This is a genomic window from Vibrio sp. R15-SG3-ISO1A (genome assembly GCF_059833955.1).
In genome coordinates this window covers 123724-142345 of sequence record NZ_JCBDGH010000030.1, presented here as the reverse complement: position 1 = coordinate 142345, position 18622 = coordinate 123724, and the positions used below count along the sequence as shown (strand labels likewise).

The window sequence follows — 18622 nt, the reverse complement described above, 5'->3', positions numbered from 1 at the left end:
GCGTAAAAATAGGTAAAGTTTATTGAGCCAGACCAATGACAAGTGATTATCTATCGGTATTTACAGAAATTTTAGTTTACAGAAATTTTACCAGCTCGTTGGCGACAAAATCAGCGATCCAAGGTTGGGCTTCAGGTTTAGGATGCAGTCCGTCGTTCATCATCCATTGAGGCTCTGTGATGACGCCTTCAAGAAAGAAAGGCAGCAGTGGCACATTGTGTGCATCTGCCACTTTAGGATAAACGGCGGAAAACGCTTGCGTATAACGCTTGCCGTAATTGGGCAATACATGGATTTGCATTAAAAGCGGCGTTGCCCCTTGTTGTTTGACTTGTTCGATGATAGCCGAGAGGTTGTTTTCGACCACGTTAGGTGGAAATCCGCGCAAGCCATCGTTAGCGCCAAGCTCGATTAATACGTAATCCGGCTGATGCTCACTTAGCAGGCTAGGCAGGCGGCTGAGGCCGTTACCTGAGGTATCTCCAGAGATACTGCCATTAATGACCGCAAGATCATGGCCTTTGGTTTTCATTACATTAGGTAACAAGGTAGGCCATGCTTCTTCAATCGACATTTGATAACCTGCACTCAGGCTATCTCCTAAAACCAATAGCTTAGCGCTATATGCGGGTTGAACAAAAACGAGAAAAAAGACCAAGGAAAGTAAACGAATCATGCAAACATCCATCATTCAAGCAACGTCATTATCAAAAATAGTCTCCACTAAACAGGAGCAATTAACAATCCTTGAAGAGGTAAATCTTGAAATCTATGCCGGAGAGAGTGTGGCGATCGTTGGCACATCCGGTGCGGGTAAGTCCACCTTGATGACGTTGTTAGCCGGTCTCGACACCCCAACAAAAGGCGCAATCCAGCTGCTAGGTAAAACTTTATCAGAGCTGGATGATGAGCAAAGGGCGAAAATACGCAGTGAATCGGTTGGGTTTGTTTTTCAGAGCTTTTTGCTGATACCGAGTTTGAGCGCGTTAGAGAACGTTACCTTGCCATGCTTACTGAAAGGCGAAGACGAAAACATTGAGCGCGCAAAAATGTTGTTAACGTCGGTAGGGCTTGAGCATCGAATGCATCACTCTCCCTCTCAGCTGTCAGGGGGTGAACAGCAGCGTGTTGCTTTGGCGCGCGCTTTCATGATTGAACCGAAAATCCTCTTCGCCGATGAACCGACTGGAAATCTGGATGAACACACCGCAGCGAAAGTGATCGAGCTGTTGTTTGAACTCAATAAACAGCACGGGACGACCTTAGTGCTGGTGACCCATGACAGCGAGCTAGCACGTATGTGCGATCGCACCATAGTCATGTCGGCTGGTCAGATCAAAGGAGAGTAGGGATGGCACACTCTCGTTTAAACTCGCGTCTAGTGCGCTGGAGTGTCAGTGAAATTCGTCAAGGCCAGCTCTGGCCGATTGCCGCCGCGCTGACGTTAATTATCGCCTGCATCTTTGCCTTAACCGCTTTAGCGAACCGCATGGAGCAGGTCATCGTCAAACAGGGTAAGCAAGCGTTAACGGCGGATGTGCAGTTCAGTAGCTCGAATCCTCTGCCCGAAACATTGCTACAAAACGCCGCGGCATTGAATATGGACACTGCGCGTCAAACTCGCTTTGCCACCATGGCGTTTAGTGACGCGCAGATGAAACTGATCACCGTTAAGGCGGTAGAGTCGAACTATCCGCTGCAAGGTGATTTTCGCTTAAGTGATGGTCAAGGGGAAAAAGCACGAGTAGCGCCAGGTGAGCTGTGGCTAGACGAGCGTCTGTTTGCCCAGTTAGAGGTCACCATTGGTGACGCGGTCACTATTGGTGATGCCGATTTTACCGTTACAGGACGGGTATTAGAAGAGCCAGGGCTTAGCTTTAATCCATTTCAGCAAATGCCGTCGGTCTTTATCCACATGGATGACATCGATAAGACAGGCGCTATTCAGCTCGGCAGTCGCGTGCGCTACAACCTATTTTTGAATGGCGACGACACCAGCATAGAGACGCTAAAAAGCCGCATTGAACTGACCCCAAGTGAACGTTGGCGAGATCAAAACAGTGCCAGTCGTACCAACGATGTTTTCCAGCGCACTCAGCAATATTTGTCTCTCAGCGTCGCGATTGTGGTCATTATGGCCGCAACTACATTGGTACTGACCTGTCAGCACTACGTCTCTACTCGCACCAAGACCATTGCCATGTTGAAAAGCCTTGGCGCCACAAAGCAGTGGATTGTCCGCTGGCTTTCTATTCAGGTCGCGATACTGCTACTGACAGCGAGCGTGCTTGGCTTACTGATCGGTGTCGGGTTAGAAGTGTTACTCCGCATTCCTCTGGTTGACTTGCTGCCGAATCCACTCCCGAGCTATGGCTTGACGCCTGCGCTGGTCGCGCTTGCCAGCAGCGTGTGTATCGCCGTACCTGCCCTTGGGATTCCTCTGCATCGATTAGTGAGTGTCAGTGCGGTCAATGTGATGCAACCCCAAGCAAGCGACGCGGGCCATAAGTCAAAGTGGTTGATACTGGTGCCTGTCGTGCCGATGCTTGCGGCATACTACGACAACATGTTGGTTTGGATTGTCATGCTGGGGATGGTGCTGCTGTTTGTGCTGCTCGGCGCGGTGAGTCTGCTTGTCACCAAGCAGTTAGCCAAAATGCCACTGAGTACGTCATTCAAATTGGCGCTCTCGCGCATCAACCGCTCAATGACGGCAACCGGTTTGCAATTTGGCGCTCTTGGGCTTTCTTTGATGCTGCTGGCCGTGATGTGGCTCGTTCGCACTGATCTACTCTCTGATTGGCAACGTACTATTCCGCCAGATGCGCCGAATGCCTTCGCTCTGAATATTGCACCTTACGAAAGAGAGGCCTATTTAGAGGTGTTGGACCAAAATGGGATCACTCGTTCCGACGATTATCCCATCATTCGGGGCCGCTTGACGAAAATTAATGGGCAAGATGCGAAAGAAGCCTCTGATGGCGGAGAAGGCAACGACGCACTGCGTCGTGAGCTCAATTTTACCTACGCCGAGGGGATTCCTGCACACAACGAGTTGCTTGAGGGTGAGTGGACTGAAAAGGGCGGCGTGTCCATTGAGTCGGATGTCGCTAGCGATTTGGGTCTAGCGATTGGTGATGAGCTTGAGTTTGTGATTAACGGCCAAACGATAATTGCGATGGTGAATTCCGTGCGTGCCGTAGAATGGCGTGATATGAAGCCTAATTTTTACTTCATTTTTACGCCGGATGTGCTAGAGCAAATCCCAGCGACGTTTTTGGTCAGCTTTCGCGTCGACGACCAACATGACGGGTTGCTCAATACTCTGTCAAAGGCGCACCCAACGGTTAGCTTGATGGATATTCGTCAAATGGGTGAGAAAATCCAATCGCTGCTTGAGCAAATCGTTTGGTCGATTACCTTATTGGCGGCACTTGGCGTCTTGGCAGGGTTACTTTTGATCTTTACGTTGCTGAGGCTAAGTCTGTCACAACGTAAATCAGAGATGCAGCTCTACCGAACGTTAGGTGCGAGTCGAAAACGGGTCACGCGCACCATTTGGGCAGAATATGGCTTGATGGCATTGATTGCTGGTTTGATTGCCGCACTGGGGGCAGAAGCCGTAGTTGGTGGGATCATTTACTTCGGTTTTGATCTCACCCCAAGCTTGCATTATTTGTTGTGGTTAACCATGCCAATCATCACGTTTTGCACACTGGCGTTGGTTGTTTTCAGTATGATTAAAAAACTGTTAGCCCCTATAAATAAAGAGTTTAGCTGACGCTGTTCGGGTCAAGTTATTCAGTTATCCACAAAAACGGTGGATAAGGTTTGGGATAACTTGACCTGTAGATAACTCACTAAATCGCGCAACGCTAGGAAAGTTCAAGCATGCAGCAAAGTTGTTATTCACAGAATCGATTTTTCTATGAGTTCCAATTTTTCAGTCAAGCATTTTTTTCAACTTTTTATGATGAAAATGTCATTCATATCCCTTGCAAAAAAAGTGATTTTTATCACCGTTTTTTAAGAGTAAAATAACCGAGAAATGAAACAACTAGCCGCGCAGATGTCACAGATCAACACACAGCCAAGTTCAACGTCCATCGTCATTATTGGTGGGGGCGTTGCCGGCGCCACGGCCGCTGTCCATTTATCCGAACTTGGGCAAAAAGTTACCCTCATTGAGCGAGGCGCGAGCCTTGTCAGTGGACCGCCGATTTGCCATCTCCATGCTGGTGGTAATTTGTACCGGGAAATCTCGACGGAGCAATGTATTGAATTGCTTGAACAGTCGATTGAAACGGTGCGTCTTTACCCTCAAACCATCAATCGTCGCCCAACTCTGATTGCTGTTCCTATTACCGATCCCGGCAGTGTCGATGAGGTCGAATCTCGCCTGCAAACCATCCGTGATTGCTACCAGACCTTAGTGGACCGAGACCCCGCCAATCAAGTGCTGGGCGCACCACAAGATTATTATCGCTGTTTTTCAAAAGAGGAATTGCAAGCACTGGCGACGCGCACTCAACCTGAGGTACCAACAAGTGTTGAAGATTGGGTGATTCCTTTTGCTCAGCATGCCGATCTCGATGCGCTAAAGTACCCTGTGGTTGCAGTGCAAGAGCACGGTTGGAGTGTTTTTCGTTTGGCCGCGAGCGCAAAACTCACACTCGCTGCACATCCAAATTGCCAATTGCTCACCTCTTGTGAAGTCAATGATCTTGAAGAGAGTGGGAACGGCTGGCTGATTCGTTATCGCGATGATAATAACCGACTGCACGAACTTCACACTCAATACGTTATCAACGCCTGTGGTTATCAAACCGGTACGATTGACGATCTGGCTCAAAAGAAACGTCAGCGTTTGGTGGAGTTTAAAGCCGCTTATGTTACGCGATGGGCACAGTGTGATCAGGTATGGCCAGAGGTCATTTTCCATGGTCAACGGGGGACGCCAGCAGGTATGGCGCAACTGACCCCGTATGCAAATAAAGTGTTTCAACTGCACGGTATGACGAAAGAGATTACCTTGTTTGATGAGGGGTTGGTTGCCTCCGATGACCGCTCTTCTCAGCCCCAGTTACCGGCGCCCCTAATCAAAACGTTGAATCAAGGCTGGGACGAGTCCGTCGCCAAAGAGCGCAGCCTGCGTGCCGTGCGACACATCGGTCAGTACGTGCCTGACTACCATTCGGCGGATTACTATGCGCTGCCTTTGTTTGGCGCGCAGCAAATACCAGGACGAGATGACTCGTTAAGAGCCGCAGACGTTTCGTTTGAAGCCAATCACTATGCACGCATCGAAGTGGTCAAAGGTTCATCTGCGCTTGAAGCAGCAAGAAAAGTGGTGACTCAATGGGGCTTGTATGATTACCGGGGAGCCTCCATTGAGGCTCTTCATCCGGTGTGTACCCGCTTGGTGGCGAGCGACGTTGAACAAGAAGCGAAACGCATCGCGATTGAGCGTGGCTACCCTGCAGAGTTGGCGCAAGTCTATGGTGAGTCCCAGTAAAGCTGTCGTCACAACACCGTGTTATCGAATGATATATCAAGGCGCCAAAACGGCGCCTTGTTGTTATTTCGCCGCCGGCATGGCCGCAACTAAGCTTAGTTAATACAACAAAAGTGATGGAAATGAATTAGTAGCCGAAGAAGCGCGCCCACTGACACCAGACATCTTGTAAGCCGAGTAAGTCGCCCTTTTCAAACGTCACGGTTTGGCCCGGCCGAGCTTGAGCGATACGTGGCAGGTCAATACGGGCCACACAGCCTAATTTGGGATAACCGCCGATCGTTTGCTTGTCACTGAGCAAAATAATCGGGTCGCCACTTTTGGGTACTTGTATTGCGCCTAACGCAATTCCTTCGCTCAACAGTTCCGAATCCGGTGGCGTAATTGTGTTCCCGCGCAGGCGATACCCCATTCGATTGATGTTCTGGCTTACCTCAAAACGTCGGCTGTAAAAGGCACCGATCGCGTCTGGAGAAAACTGCTCACTTTGATATCCCTCAATTACGCGCACACGAATGGGGAGGTTGTAATCAGGGCGGTAGCGAAATGAAATCTGTGTGCTTTGGCGGGATAATGGGTGGTAAGTAAACGCCAGTTGATCCCCGGCTTTAAGTGCGCGGCCTTGCTCTAAGCCGCCGAGCGCTTCACGGGTGACGGTGGACACACTGCCCAATACTGGTGACACATCAAAGCCCCCTTTAATGGCAAGGTAGCTTCTTAGCCCGTTGGCCGGAAGACCAAAGCTCAACGTTTGCCCTTTACGGGCGACAAATGTTGACCAGTTATCTATGCGCTGACCGTCGAGTTTAGCATTGAGATCCCCACCTGCAATGGCGAGGTTGCAGTGACCATTGAAACGAAATTCCGCTTGTCCCAAGGTAATTTCAATGGTTGGGCAATTGACCGGGTTATCGAGCAAATGATTCGCCCAACTGTAGGCGTAATCATCCAAGGGACCGCCTTGGGTAATGCCCAAATGCGCCAAGCCAAATCGACCAAAATCTTGGATGAGGCTCAGTTGTCCAGGTTTGATGACTTCAACGTAAGACTTCATAAGGCAAACTCCCCATCCAACGACCCACCGAGTTGAAGAAACTGGTCTCGATCGACGGCCTTAAAGCGCACTTGAGAGCCAACACTGTACGGCAGCATCTGCGCTTCATCGGGTGTGAACAGCGCTAATGGGCAGCGTCCAATGATGTTCCACCCACCCGGTGAATCACTCGGATAAACCGCAGTATGATGATTGGCAATCGCTACGCTGCCTTTGGGAACATTGACGCGCGGCGTACTTTGACGTGGCAGTTGTAATTGAGGCGTGACTTGACTCATAAACGCAAACCCAGGCGCAAAGCCGATTGCAGTGACACTGTAACACTCTTGGGTGTGCAGTTCGATTACCTCGTCCAATGTCATACCTTGCTCGAAATAGATCGCTAAGTCTGGCCCTACATCCGGATGATAGTAGACGGGTAATTCAATGATCTCTGCGCTATGGCTTACTGGCGGGCTGGCTATGGTGATGTCCAAGATGCGTTCGACGCGTGGGATAAAATCGAAAATGGAGATTCGGTGAGGTAAATAGTCAATCAACAGGGTGATGTGCGAGGGGGTGACGTTCATCAGCCATTGCGCTAACTGAGACTGAACGTTTTCGCCACAGTGCTGGATTATACTCGACAGCTCTGGCGAAGGGGCCGCGTCAAAGGTGACTAAAATACTGCACTCGGCAACGGGATCGATGGTATAGGTGATCGTCATCTGTTACTCCATGCTGGTGCGGATTTGCTTGATAATATCGATGGCCGCCAGATTATCGCCGTGTACGCATAAGGTATCCGCCTCAATATCAATCGCGCAGCCCTCTATGGTGCGCACTTTGCCATATTGGGTGATTTGGCGAACTTGGCTAATGATATCTTCGGCGTTGGTGATGACCGCATCGGGCTGTGTTCTTGGTGCCAGAGTTCCATTGGCGAGATAGCGCCTGTCAGCAAACGCTTCAAACAGCAAAGGCAGCTCATACCGGTCGGCAATATCAAGTAGAGGCTGGTTATCGAGCACGGCGAGCGTCATTAAAGGGACATTGAAACAAGAGACGGCATCAGCGACCGCATCGAACAGCGATAAGTCCTTAAGCATGTCATTATAAAGCGCGCCATGTGGTTTGACATAACTGAGTTCAGTGTTGTGCGCTTCACAAAGCGCTTTAAGCGCGCCAACTTGATAGATGATCATCGCAGTGACTTCTTCTGGGCTCATGGCAAGGCTTCGGCGTCCAAATCCTTGTAAGTCTGGGTAACTGGGATGGGCGCCGATCTTGACGTTATGGCGAACCGCGAGCGCGACAGTCTGTGACATAATAGTTGGGTCAGAAGCGTGGTAGCCGCAGGCGATATTGGCCATGTCTACGTGGGGCATCACCAAGGTGTCATTGCCCATCGACCAAGCACCAAAGCTTTCGCCCATATCACAATTCAACAAGATTGCGCGTTTTGCCATGCATTTACGTCCCTTTATGCTCATTAGTGAGATTTATCGTACAAACAATCGGAGTTGCGTTCAAATTTTGAACGGCGTCACTGAGCGTGTTCCTATCGTGTTGCTAAGCTTATGCACAAACCGCATCAAAAGAAAACAGAGCAGTTAATGTTTTAGGTAGCAAATAGTGTTTTAGGTAGTGGGTGAGGGGCGAAGCGCTCAAATGTGATATGAAAAGGGTCAGCGGCGATAGAAGTGGCGTTTGTATTCAGAATCGCCAAAGAAGATGGGTTGAGAGGAGTCGCGTATGCTCTCGTTGAACGCGCTATCGTTGAAATCTAAGCTTATCGTCCCACTGATTCTTTTTTCATTGGTGATTTTACTTCTCACTCAGGGCAATGCGCTCAATGTTGCTCTCCAATCGCAAACCGACAACCTTATCGACCGTGCTCACGTATTGTCTCTTGGTTTATCATCGCCGTTAAACTCGGCCATTTTGGGTGGGCATACTGAACAAGCGACGCAAATATTGCAGTCGTTTTCCGCAGACAAAGAGATCGTGCGCGTTAAGCTGCACACCTTAGATGGCAAACTGTTTTCGATGTATGAACAACATGGTGTCGCAGCGCCTTTGCCGAGTGCGCAGCAGCTCGCTGCATTGAAAGAAACGGGCCAGGCAGTGAGCGACGATTATCTTTTTGCGCTCTTTCCTCTCTATGCAAACGGTAATGAAGTGGCCAAGTTTAGAGTGACGATCTCCACCAAATCGTTTCAAGATAGTTCAGAGCAAGTCATACATAATGCGCTGATCTTTATTGTCTTTTTGACCATTGCGACCGCCATTTTGTTTTACACCGTACAAAAGTACATTCTCAACCCCGTCATCAGTTTGCGCGCTGCGATACAGGGATATATTGAACACAAATCCAACAGTATTGAGATTGATACCATAGCGAACGATGAAGTTGGTGATTTAGTCCGTGCCTTTCGCACTATGCTGAGACGTTTGAAACTGCGTGATCAACAAGTCAATCATACACTTGATAGATTAGAACAAGAGAAATCCTTCGCCAACGAGGTGGTCGAGTCGGTCAAACACGCGCTTATTGTTGTCAATCAGCATGGCGATGTTCTCCACTTTAATGCGATGACGTGTGAGATATTCCGCTGTACCAGCGCATTTATACAAGCCAGTAAGTTGACAGATTTGATTCAAGGTAAAGGGCAATCCGAATTAAAGCACGCGCTCGAAAACAATCTAGAGTTTGAAGATCGCCATATCGTCCTCGAAGATCTGTTTCATGATCGCCGATTCTTAAAAGTAAGTGGTACGCCGCTTTCAAAACCCGGCCAGTGCCTAATCGCGATTGAGGACATCACCCAAGTCGAAGTGGCGATGAGCCGCCAACGCATGGCGGCAAATATTTTTGAAAACAGTAAAGATGGCTTAGTGGTCACCGATGATAGCGACGTGGTCACTATGCTCAACCCGGCCAGTCGTCGGATACTGGGAGTAGATAGCAGCGATATAATTGGTCAGCACCATCGTGAGCTATTCCGTTGGGCGGATTTTGATACCGTCATGACGCAGATAAAACGCACGATTGAAGAGCAAGGTGAGTGGCAAGGTGAGGTGTGGGAGATTCATCCCCTTGGGCACCGAGTACCGCTTTATGTTCGAGCATCGAAAAACCGTACCAGCGCCAGTGAACATCGCTTCGATTATGTCTATGTGATTGTCGACTTATCTTCAGTCAAAGAGATGGAGCGGCTTGAGTATATGGTCAATCATGACAGTTTGACCGGGCTTGCCAATCGCACCCATCTTTATCGCGTACTAGGTAAAACGCTCACCGATGAACGTCTATCCAAAACGGGCATTGCACTTTTGTATCTCGATCTTGATGGATTTAAAGCAGTAAACGACACTTACGGCCACGATGCAGGCGATGCAGTACTTAAAGAAGTCTCGCGCCGCCTATCGTTGCATGTGCGCAGTCAAGATTTGGTGGCTCGACTATCGGGCGATGAGTTTGTGGTCTTGATGACTTCTTGCGATCAACCCAGTACGCATGCCCTCGCAGAGCGGCTGCTGGCTGAAATCAGCAATGAAATCGACTATGCCGGTGAGCGTCTATCGGTCGGTGTGAGTATTGGTATTCACTACACTCAACGTGCGCAGGGTACCAGTCTCGAACAATTCCTCAAAGCGGCCGACAAAGCCATGTACCGAGCTAAAATGGAAGGCAAAGGGCAGGTCATCATGAGTGAGGCAAGTTAGCGTTATCTCGCGCGCGATTTTCTGTTACCATTCAACGAAATACTTACATTAGGCTAGAGTTATGAATGTATTAGTGACAGGCGGTATGGGCTACATTGGCAGCCATACGTGTTTGCAAATGATCGCCGTAGGGATGACGCCCGTTATCGTCGACAACTTGTATAACAGCAAGCGCAGTGTGCTTGAACGTATTGAGAAGGTTTCAGGTCAAACTCCGACCTTTATTCAAGGCGATATTCGCGACAAAGCCTTGATGAAGCAAGTGCTTGTTGAGCACAACATCGATGCGGTGATTCACTTTGCCGGGCTTAAAGCGGTCGGTGAGTCTGTGGAAAAGCCACTTGAATATTTTGACAACAACGTCAACGGTACGCTTGTATTGGTCGATGCGATGCGCGAAGCAGGGGTGAAGACCTTAGTTTTTTCTTCATCTGCGACTGTCTATGGAGATCCAGCGAGTGTGCCTATTACCGAAGATTTCCCAACCAGTGCGACCAATCCTTATGGTCGTAGCAAGTTGATGGTTGAAGAGTGTTTGACCGACTTTCAAAATGCCAATCCCGATTGGAGTATCACCTTACTGCGTTATTTCAACCCCGTTGGTTCACACCCATCCGGTGAGCTTGGCGAAGATCCGCAAGGTATTCCAAATAACCTAATGCCATTTGTCTCCCAAGTTGCCGTAGGGCGCCGTGAATTTTTATCTGTGTTTGGTGATGATTACCCGACCAAAGATGGCACGGGCGTGCGCGACTATATCCACGTGATGGACTTGTCAGATGGGCACGTGGCTGCGTTAGAGAAAGTGGGCCAGACATCCGGATTGCACATCTATAACCTAGGCACTGGTAATGGCTATAGTGTGTTGGAGATGGTGCATGCGTTTGAAAAGGCTAGTGGCAAACCTGTCCCGTACCAAATTGCGCCGCGCCGCGCCGGTGATATTGCCGAGTGTTGGGCCGATCCTTCAAAAGCGCAGCGTGAGCTGGGTTGGAGTGCGACACGTTCTTTGGATGAGATGACGCAAGATACCTGGCGCTGGCAGTCAAATAACCCGAATGGTTTTCCAGATTAATTGAGCACAATCGCTGATTTTAAATCTAACAAAAGAGCGACCCTAGCGGTCGCTCTTTGCGCTGGTTTATAAACGACTGACCGTCGTGTATCGATATTGTTGGGTTACTGGGCTTGCTTATCTTTACCCAACGAGAGTAACCAAATACAAATGACCGAAACCACTATGAAGCCTGATAGGATAATAACAGGCATCGCACTGTAGCCAAGGATGTGCCAAATAATCGATTCTAATGTACTCATGCTCTCTCCTTATTGCCAACCTTCAACGCCTTGCATGTTAGGCAGGCGGTGGGCGATCCCTTTGTGACAGTCAACACAGGTCTTTTCACCTGAGGCGAGGGCCGTTGAGTGCTGCTGGGCACCGCGTGAACCTTGCTCAGAAAAATCCATAAACTCGAATTCATGACAGTTACGACACTCGAGCGAATCGTTTTTCTGCATACGTGCCCATTCTCGCTCAGCAAGATGACCGCGACGCTGCTCAAACTTTTCTTGTGTATCTATGGTTCGCAAGACATAGTGCGCAAACAGCTCTTTAGACGCCTGAACTTTACGGACAATCTTGTCTGTCCATTCGTGAGGTACATGACAGTCAGAACAGATTGCTCTCACACCAGAACGGTTCGAGTAGTGAATCGTCTCTTTGATTTCCGCTACAATCGGCGCATGACAGCCTGAACAAAACTCTTCGCTGTTGGTCGCTTCCATCCCGGTGTTAAATGCCCCCCAGAACAACAAACCACCCGCAAAGCCCATAAACAGCACAACGCCTACCGCCGCTTTACTAGGGGACGTGAACCGCTTCCAAAACGCTTTCAGTAATTTCATAGTTAACCTCGCTTACTCGCGTTTCTTACTTAAGAGAATCAACAGATTGGAACTCATTCTCAACCAATGGTTTCGCATCTGTTTGCGGGACGTGGCATTGCAGACAGAAGTAACGTCTTGGCGACACGTCTGCGAGCACCGCGTCTTGGCGATTCACATAGTGGGTGACACTAATTTTTGTCGCGCCTGATTGTTTGGCGTTTTTCCAGCTGTGGCAAGCCAAACATTTATTGGCGTTTAACGACACCTCATAGTTACGAATACTGTGAGGAATCAACGGTGGCTGATAGACAAAGCTATCTTCAACAATTTGATCTTTCGGAAAATCTTTAAATGCGTCCGCAGGTCTGGTCTCTTCGAGATTGGTGTTACCGCGCAGCGACTCCAAGCCACCGATACCGCCTGGGTTGTCCAAATTGGCAAACACAGCGCTGCTCAACACTGCACCTACCGAGAAAAGTGCAACTAAGAATTTTTTCATGTTTTTGTTCTCCGCCTTCTGGCTACATTCTTCGCTTAGGTTGCCCAAACGTGGGCAACCTAATCTCGACATTACGCAACTTTGGTGATCTTCACTGGACACTTCTTAAAGTCGGTCTGTTTAGACAGTGGATCCGTGGCATCAAGGATCAATTTGTTGATCAAGATGCGCGCATCAAAGAAGGGGACGAACACCAATCCTTGCGGTGGACGGTTACGTCCGCGTGTTTCAACACGCACGCGCACTTCACCACGTTTGTTGGCAATGTTCACCTCGTCACCTCGGCGAATGCCTCGTGCTTTGGCGTCCTCTGGATGCATGTAGCAGACGGCGTCCGGCACGGCTTTATAGAGTTCAGGGACACGGCGTGTCATGGTGCCGGTGTGCCAATGCTCGAGTACACGACCGGTGCAGAGCCATAAATCGAACTCGGAATCTGGCACTTCTGGTGGCGCTTCGTATGGGGCGGAAATAATAAACGCTTTTCCGTCAGGCTTGCCGTAGAAGTCCCAACCGCTACCGGCTTTGGCATATGGATCTGAGCCTTCTTTGTAACGCCAAAGGGTCTCTTTACCGTCAACGACTGGCCAACGAAGACCACGTGTTTGGTGATACACTTCATACGGCGCAAGATCGTGTGCTTTACCGCGTCCAAATGAGGCGTACTCTTCAAAAATGCCTTTTTGTACGTAGTAACCGAAGTGGTGCGCATCGTCGTTGAGTTCGCGCGCTTCCTCGATTGGGTATTTGTTAATCACGCCATTGGCGAACAGCATGTCATACATGGTTTTGCCGCGATACTGAGGGGCTTTGGTGAGCATCTCTTCTGTCCACACTTCTTCCATCTTGAAGCGTTTAGAGAACTCCATAATTTGCCAAAGGTCAGATTTCGCTTCGCCAACCGTACTGACTTGTTGATACCAAGCCTGTGTACGACGCTCTGCGTTACCGTAGGCGCCTTCTTTTTCGATCCACATCGCTGTCGGTAGAATCAAATCTGCCGCTTGCGCAGTGGCCGTTGGGTAAGGGTCAGAACAGACGATAAAGTTTTCAGGGTTACGATAGCCCGGTAAACGCTCACCGTTAATATTCGGACCTGCTTGCATATTGTTGTTGCACATCACCCAGTAAGCGTTGAGCTTACCGTCTTTGAGCATGCGGTCTTGCAGGACGGCGTGGAAACCCGGTTTAGGCGGAATGACACCATCAGGAATGTTCCAGATTTTTTCTGCAATCGCGCGGTGTTTTGGATTCGCGACCACCATATCAGCGGGTAGACGGTGGGCAAAAGTGCCGACCTCACGAGCGGTACCACACGCAGAAGGTTGCCCTGTCAGAGAGAATGGGCTGTTGCCTGGAGTTGAGATTTTACCCGTGAGAAGGTGGATGTTGTAAATCAAGCTGTTCATCCATACGCCGCGGGTATGCTGGTTCATCCCCATCGTCCAAAGTGACATCACTTTAGTGTTCGGATCCGCGTATTGTTTCGCTAGAGTGATCAAATCTTCTTCAGATACGCCCGACATTTCTGACGCTTTGGCCGCAGTGTAAGGCGCCACGGATTGCTTATATTCATCAAAAGAGATGCCCGACATATCGCCGCTGTTTGGGTTGGCCGCAGCTTGTTGAAGCGGGTTATCGTCACGCAGACCATAGCCAATGTCTGTGGTAGCTTGCTTGAATGTGGTGTGTTTGTTGACGAAATCCCAATTGACGGCGTCGTTTTCGATAATGTAATTGGCAATAAAGTTGGCAATGGCCAAATCGGTCTGTGGTTGGAAGATGTACCCAGTATCGGCCAACTCGAACGAGCGGTGATAGTAAGTAGATAGCACATTTACCTTAACATGGGGATGGCTGAGGCGACGGTCAGTGATGCGAGTCCACAAGACAGGGTGCATCTCAGCCATGTTTGAGCCCCAAAGCACGAATGAATCTGCGTGCTCGAAATCGTCGTAACAACCCATGGGCTCGTCGATGCCAAACGTGCGCATAAAGCCAACCACGGCGGAAGCCATACAGTGACGCGCATTAGGATCGATGTTGTTTGAGCGAAGCCCAGCTTTCATCATCTTGGCGGCGGCGTAACCTTCCATTACGGTCCACTGACCAGACCCAAACATACCTACACCCGATGGGCCTTGTTTTTTCAGTGCTTCTTTCCATTTGTCGGCCATGGTATCAAAGGCAACATCCCAAGACACCTGGGTAAAGTCACCGTTTTTGTCGTACTTGCCGTCTTTCATGCGCAACAAAGGCTGAGTGAGACGGTCTTGACCGTACATGATCTTTGAGAGGAAGTAGCCTTTGATACAATTCAAACCTTTGTTTACCGGCGCTTCAGGGTCACCCTGCGTGGCGACCACTTTGCCGTTTTGTGTACCAACCAACACAGAACACCCGGTCCCGCAGAAGCGACAAGGCGCTTTGTCCCAGGTAATCGCCGATTGCTCTGAACTGGCGATCAGGTTGGTCGCTGTGGCAGGTAGACTGATGCCGGCTACCGCGGCGGCAGAGGCTGCTGCGTTTGCTTTTACAAACGCTCGTCTTGTCATCTTCATACTTCACCCTCGAATTGGGAATGTTCTTTTCCAGTGTTAGTTATCACGTCGTCGCCTAGGTCCGTTTCTATCTGGTGGTAGACCAACACAGTACTTAAGACGTTAGGTAGGTTGTTGATTTCGTCGATGGTATCGGTGATAAACCCTTGGTTTTGAGTTTCGAGCACCACCACCAGCTTGCCCTCAGGGCTGTCTGCATAAATTTCTGCGTTGGGCAGTGCACTGATCGACTCCTTGACCTCGTTAAGGTGGCTAGGCGTGGCGTGAACCACCAAGCTTGATATATGCACTTCATTCAGTGACATGTTGTTGTCCATTTTTATAATCAATTGCTCACATTGATGGATGACGAAGGGCAAACGGCAACACAGGCACCACAGCCGCTGCACTTATCGTGGCTTATGTGAGGCTGGGCGACTTTGCCTACCTCCAATTTGAATTGAATGGCCATCGGGTCACACAACTCACCACAACTCCGGCACTCCACATTTTGTTTGGCTAAACACGTTTCATTGATGCTTGCCTTTACATGCCAAGGCGTATCAGCCTCAGGTAAAAAAATCGGTTCCTGACAAACGTCTGCACATCGATAACAGAATGTGCATTCGTCGATAGAGAAGTCGACAGTAGGAAATCCTCCGTCACCGCTGACAATGATCTGCGTGTCACAGACGCGGGCGCACTCTCCACATCGGGTACACAAATCGGTAAAGCTTTGTGTATCCGCAACCCAAGGCAGGCGAATCGTATTGTCTGCTTGGCGAGAAAAAAGACGGCGTTTACTGAAATCGACCACGTTGCTATCCGTTGTGAACTGCATTTATGTGAGCGTAGCTCACATTTCCTATTAATAACTTGTCATTAACACACACATAAATTGTAGTTTTTGACATATTTGTATAAATAACCCTTTGGGGGTAATCAGATTATGTTGTTGTTTTAGATCAATAAATTTGGTTTGGTTTGATCACATATTTAGCCGAAAGCGTGAATATGATGACTTGGTGTGATGGGGAGTAGGTGAGTAATAACGTGGTGAATGCATGCCAAGAAGGGTAAAAAAATCCGTCACTCAAACGATAGCGAAAGCCATGGGCTTAATATTAGCCCTGTCGGTCGTGACGACCAGTTATGCGATCATCACATTAGCGTCTAGCCTCAATGATGCTGAGGCAGTGAACGTGTCTGGCTCAATGCGTATGCAGAGCTATCGACTGGCTCACGATATCCAATCGCAATCTCAAGACTATCTTCAGCACATCGAGATGTTTGAACGCTCTATCTACTCCCCTTCGATGAAGGCGTTACAAGGCTGGGGCGTTCCTGATGACATTACTCACGATTACTATCGGTTGATCATGCGTTGGCATGAGTTGAAAGCCGTGCTTCAGAGCGAAGACCGACACCAATATTTAACCATGGTTGCGGGCTTTGTGAATCAGATCGATGCCTTTGTGTTCAAGCTGCAACACTTCTCTGAACAAAAAATGATTCGCTTGGCCTGGGTGGGTGGTGCAGGGCTCGGTGGTATCTTGTGTGTGGGGCTGTTTGTTATTCATTACTCCAGAAAGCAAATCGTGAAACCGCTGAACGCAATGATGTTGGCCAGCGAACAGATTCAATCACGCTCGTTTGATGTGAAGCTGGATGTTTCAAGTGAGAATGAACTTGGCGTTTTGACACGTACATTCAATAGCATGGCCAGCGATTTAGGTAATTTCTATCGAGGATTAGAGCAAGCCGTTAATGAAAAGACGCTTAAGCTCCAGCATGCCAACGACTCACTGCAAGTGTTGTACAATTCATCGCAAGAGCTGACCGCTTCAAGGATCACGCAGGAAAACTTCGAGGCGATACTGCAACATATCGTCTCTCTTGAGGGGATTGTGGCGGTCAAAATGGAAATCTTTAGTGACGGTGAGCGACCGCTCGTATTGACCAAAGGCGACGTTTGCCTCAGCTGCGACAGTGATTGCCAAAGCAAACCGTTGGCCTTAGATGGGGAAGCGTTAGGTATATTGTATTGGAAAACATCACTGCCTTGCCCGGATCAAGCCTTGATCGATAACTTCGTCCAAATCCTCTCGCGCGCGGTGTATTACAACCAAGCACAGAAACAAGCGGAGCAACTGCTTTTGATGGAAGAACGGGCGACGATCGCCCGTGAACTGCATGACTCGCTTGCTCAGTCTTTATCCTATTTAAAAATTCAAGTCTCGTTACTCAAGCGGGGTTTATCGGCTTTGCCTCCCGGCGAAGCATCGCCGCACACTCAGAGCGTAATGAAGGATCTCGACGGCGGGCTATCCGCCGCCTATACCCAATTACGCGAATTGCTGACCACGTTTCGACTGACGATCAAAGAAGGCAGTTTTGGCCAAGCACTAAAAGAGATGACGGAGCAATTGGCCGATCAATCGTCAATCCGGATAGAGGTCGATAATCAGCTCTCCTCTGTAGAGCTTGATGCCAGTGATCAGGTTCACTTACTGCAATTGATCCGTGAAGCGACCCTAAATGCGATCAAGCACGCCAAAGCGACGCAAATCGATATCGCCTGCCTTGAGACCGACAATAACGTTGTGGTGTCGGTCTCTGACGATGGCATCGGGTTTGAACAGGCCAACGAAAAGCTCAACCACTACGGCATGAGTATTATGCAAGAGCGAGCGTCCCGGTTAAACGGCACCTTGGTCATTGAAAGCAAACAAGAGCAGGGGTGTCGCGTCATCCTCACGTACCCAAGAAATAAGGAAACAAGCAGTGTCACAATGTAGAGTTTTGCTGGTGGATGATCACCCTCTAATGAGAAGAGGGATTCAGCAGCTACTGAGTTTTGAGCCAGAATTTGATGTTATCGCCGAAGCCAGCAATGGGACGGAAGCGGTGGCAAAAAATCACGAGCTGAAGCCAGATTTGATCTTGCTGGATTTAAATATGAAAGGGATGTCGGGGCTCGACACCCTGAACGCACTGCGCGCCGATGACTGTGACGCCACTATCGTTATTTTGACAGTCTCAGACAGCCCAGCAGACATCGAAGCGATCATTCGAGCCGGAGCCGATGGCTATTTGCTCAAAGATACCGAGCCCGATGAGTTGGTGTCGCTGCTCAAACAATCCATTCGTGGTAACAAGGCTTACAGCCGAGAAGTGGCGAAATACCTGCTCAAGCGAGAACACACGACCGATGTGTTTGATGAACTGACCGATCGAGAGCGTCAGATTCTCAAAGAGGTCGCCAAAGGATTTCGCAACAAACAGATTGCAGATACGCTGTTTATTTCCGAATCGACGGTCAAGGTGCACATGAAAAGTTTGCTGAAAAAGCTGCGAGTTCCGTCGCGTACCGCCGCCACCATCTTGTATTTGGAACGTTATGGTGACATTAAGTAAGT

General features: G+C 49.2%; 17 protein-coding genes. 7 read left to right on the top strand and 10 right to left on the bottom strand.

The annotated features are described in order from the left end of the window. Nucleotides 1-76: 76 nt before the first annotated feature. A complete protein-coding gene (locus AC6R0L_RS03910; protein ID WP_500628293.1) occupies nt 77-676 on the bottom strand; it encodes an arylesterase in 600 nt (199 codons plus the stop codon). Here AC6R0L_RS03910 and AC6R0L_RS03905 point away from each other — a divergent pair. From AC6R0L_RS03905 to AC6R0L_RS03895, 3 genes are all read left to right on the top strand, one after another. After that, complete coding sequence (locus tag AC6R0L_RS03905; RefSeq protein WP_500628292.1) at nt 675-1349, top strand: ABC transporter ATP-binding protein; 675 nt, start codon at nt 675-677, stop codon at nt 1347-1349. The genes AC6R0L_RS03910 and AC6R0L_RS03905 overlap by 2 nt on opposite strands. 2 nt (nt 1350-1351) lie before the next feature. After that, nucleotides 1352-3781 (top strand): ABC transporter permease, encoded by a 2430-nt coding sequence (locus tag AC6R0L_RS03900; protein ID WP_500628291.1) that lies wholly within the window; start codon nt 1352-1354, stop codon nt 3779-3781. Between the two features lie 267 nt (nt 3782-4048). Next, on the top strand, nt 4049-5515 hold the full coding sequence (locus AC6R0L_RS03895) for an FAD-dependent oxidoreductase (RefSeq protein WP_500628290.1): 1467 nt from the start codon (nt 4049-4051) through the stop codon (nt 5513-5515). 127 nt (nt 5516-5642) lie between these two features. Here the strand turns inward: AC6R0L_RS03895 and AC6R0L_RS03890 are convergent, their stop codons facing one another. From AC6R0L_RS03890 to AC6R0L_RS03880, 3 genes are read right to left on the bottom strand one after another with little or no spacing between them, the layout of a single operon-like run. Then, a complete protein-coding gene (locus AC6R0L_RS03890) occupies nt 5643-6569 on the bottom strand; it encodes a 5-oxoprolinase subunit C family protein (RefSeq protein WP_500628289.1) in 927 nt (308 codons plus the stop codon). Then, entirely contained in the window at nt 6566-7276 is a 711-nt protein-coding gene (locus AC6R0L_RS03885) for a 5-oxoprolinase subunit B family protein (protein WP_500628288.1), read from the bottom strand. The genes AC6R0L_RS03890 and AC6R0L_RS03885 overlap by 4 nt, the downstream gene beginning before the upstream one ends. Nucleotides 7277-7279: 3 nt before the next feature. Continuing rightward, complete coding sequence (locus AC6R0L_RS03880; protein WP_500628287.1) at nt 7280-8017, bottom strand: 5-oxoprolinase subunit PxpA; 738 nt, start codon at nt 8015-8017, stop codon at nt 7280-7282. A gap of 286 nt (nt 8018-8303) precedes the next feature. Between AC6R0L_RS03880 and AC6R0L_RS03875 the strand changes: the two genes are divergently transcribed. Together AC6R0L_RS03875 and galE are read left to right on the top strand one after the other, a co-directional pair. Beyond that, entirely contained in the window at nt 8304-10277 is a 1974-nt protein-coding gene (locus tag AC6R0L_RS03875) for a diguanylate cyclase (RefSeq protein WP_500628286.1), read from the top strand. 61 nt (nt 10278-10338) lie between these two features. Continuing rightward, on the top strand, nt 10339-11352 hold the full coding sequence (gene galE / locus AC6R0L_RS03870) for a UDP-glucose 4-epimerase GalE (protein WP_500628285.1): 1014 nt from the start codon (nt 10339-10341) through the stop codon (nt 11350-11352). Nucleotides 11353-11456: 104 nt separating this feature from the next. On the opposite strand, the gene AC6R0L_RS03865 is transcribed toward galE, so the two are convergent. From AC6R0L_RS03865 to napF, 6 genes are all read right to left on the bottom strand, one after another. After that, a complete protein-coding gene (locus AC6R0L_RS03865) occupies nt 11457-11594 on the bottom strand; it encodes a TIGR02808 family protein (RefSeq protein ID WP_500628284.1) in 138 nt (45 codons plus the stop codon). 9 nt (nt 11595-11603) lie between these two features. Beyond that, nucleotides 11604-12182 (bottom strand): NapC/NirT family cytochrome c, encoded by a 579-nt coding sequence (locus AC6R0L_RS03860; RefSeq protein WP_500628283.1) that lies wholly within the window; start codon nt 12180-12182, stop codon nt 11604-11606. A 25-nt stretch (nt 12183-12207) separates the two neighbouring features. Then, nucleotides 12208-12663 (bottom strand): nitrate reductase cytochrome c-type subunit, encoded by a 456-nt coding sequence (locus AC6R0L_RS03855; RefSeq protein ID WP_334551844.1) that lies wholly within the window; start codon nt 12661-12663, stop codon nt 12208-12210. 71 nt (nt 12664-12734) lie between these two features. Then, entirely contained in the window at nt 12735-15224 is a 2490-nt protein-coding gene (gene napA / locus AC6R0L_RS03850) for a periplasmic nitrate reductase subunit alpha (RefSeq protein WP_500628282.1), read from the bottom strand. Next, complete coding sequence (locus tag AC6R0L_RS03845) at nt 15221-15529, bottom strand: chaperone NapD (RefSeq protein WP_500628281.1); 309 nt, start codon at nt 15527-15529, stop codon at nt 15221-15223. Before AC6R0L_RS03845 ends, napA begins: the two co-directional genes overlap by 4 nt. A gap of 20 nt (nt 15530-15549) precedes the next feature. Then, nucleotides 15550-16020: a ferredoxin-type protein NapF gene (gene napF, locus AC6R0L_RS03840; RefSeq protein WP_500628398.1), complete on the bottom strand. Its 471-nt coding sequence runs from the start codon at nt 16018-16020 to the stop codon at nt 15550-15552. Between the two features lie 247 nt (nt 16021-16267). Between napF and narQ the strand changes: the two genes are divergently transcribed. Next, nucleotides 16268-18001 (top strand): nitrate/nitrite two-component system sensor histidine kinase NarQ, encoded by a 1734-nt coding sequence (gene narQ / locus AC6R0L_RS03835; protein ID WP_500628280.1) that lies wholly within the window; start codon nt 16268-16270, stop codon nt 17999-18001. Next, the gene (locus AC6R0L_RS03830; protein WP_500627160.1) at nt 17988-18620 is read left to right on the top strand and encodes a response regulator; all 633 of its coding nucleotides are present in this window, start codon (nt 17988-17990) and stop codon (nt 18618-18620) included. Before narQ ends, AC6R0L_RS03830 begins: the two co-directional genes overlap by 14 nt. Nucleotides 18621-18622 lie beyond the last annotated feature (2 nt).

Excerpts from the sequence above, each read along its gene's own strand:
- AC6R0L_RS03895 (WP_500628290.1), top strand. The coding sequence starts at position 4,049 with ATGAAACAACTAGCCGCGCAGATGTCACAGATCAACACACAGCCAAGT.
- AC6R0L_RS03845 (WP_500628281.1), bottom strand. The coding sequence starts at position 15,529 with ATGTCACTGAATGAAGTGCATATATCAAGCTTGGTGGTTCACGCCACG.
- AC6R0L_RS03900 (WP_500628291.1), top strand. The coding sequence starts at position 1,352 with ATGGCACACTCTCGTTTAAACTCGCGTCTAGTGCGCTGGAGTGTCAGT.
- AC6R0L_RS03910 (WP_500628293.1), bottom strand. The coding sequence starts at position 676 with ATGATTCGTTTACTTTCCTTGGTCTTTTTTCTCGTTTTTGTTCAACCC.
- AC6R0L_RS03890 (WP_500628289.1), bottom strand. The coding sequence starts at position 6,569 with ATGAAGTCTTACGTTGAAGTCATCAAACCTGGACAACTGAGCCTCATC.
- AC6R0L_RS03880 (WP_500628287.1), bottom strand. The coding sequence starts at position 8,017 with ATGGCAAAACGCGCAATCTTGTTGAATTGTGATATGGGCGAAAGCTTT.
- napA (WP_500628282.1), bottom strand. The coding sequence starts at position 15,224 with ATGAAGATGACAAGACGAGCGTTTGTAAAAGCAAACGCAGCAGCCTCT.
- narQ (WP_500628280.1), top strand. The coding sequence starts at position 16,268 with ATGCCAAGAAGGGTAAAAAAATCCGTCACTCAAACGATAGCGAAAGCC.
- AC6R0L_RS03875 (WP_500628286.1), top strand. The coding sequence starts at position 8,304 with ATGCTCTCGTTGAACGCGCTATCGTTGAAATCTAAGCTTATCGTCCCA.
- AC6R0L_RS03855 (WP_334551844.1), bottom strand. The coding sequence starts at position 12,663 with ATGAAAAAATTCTTAGTTGCACTTTTCTCGGTAGGTGCAGTGTTGAGC.
- AC6R0L_RS03905 (WP_500628292.1), top strand. The coding sequence starts at position 675 with ATGCAAACATCCATCATTCAAGCAACGTCATTATCAAAAATAGTCTCC.
- AC6R0L_RS03865 (WP_500628284.1), bottom strand. The coding sequence starts at position 11,594 with ATGAGTACATTAGAATCGATTATTTGGCACATCCTTGGCTACAGTGCG.
- AC6R0L_RS03885 (WP_500628288.1), bottom strand. The coding sequence starts at position 7,276 with ATGACGATCACCTATACCATCGATCCCGTTGCCGAGTGCAGTATTTTA.
- galE (WP_500628285.1), top strand. The coding sequence starts at position 10,339 with ATGAATGTATTAGTGACAGGCGGTATGGGCTACATTGGCAGCCATACG.
- AC6R0L_RS03860 (WP_500628283.1), bottom strand. The coding sequence starts at position 12,182 with ATGAAATTACTGAAAGCGTTTTGGAAGCGGTTCACGTCCCCTAGTAAA.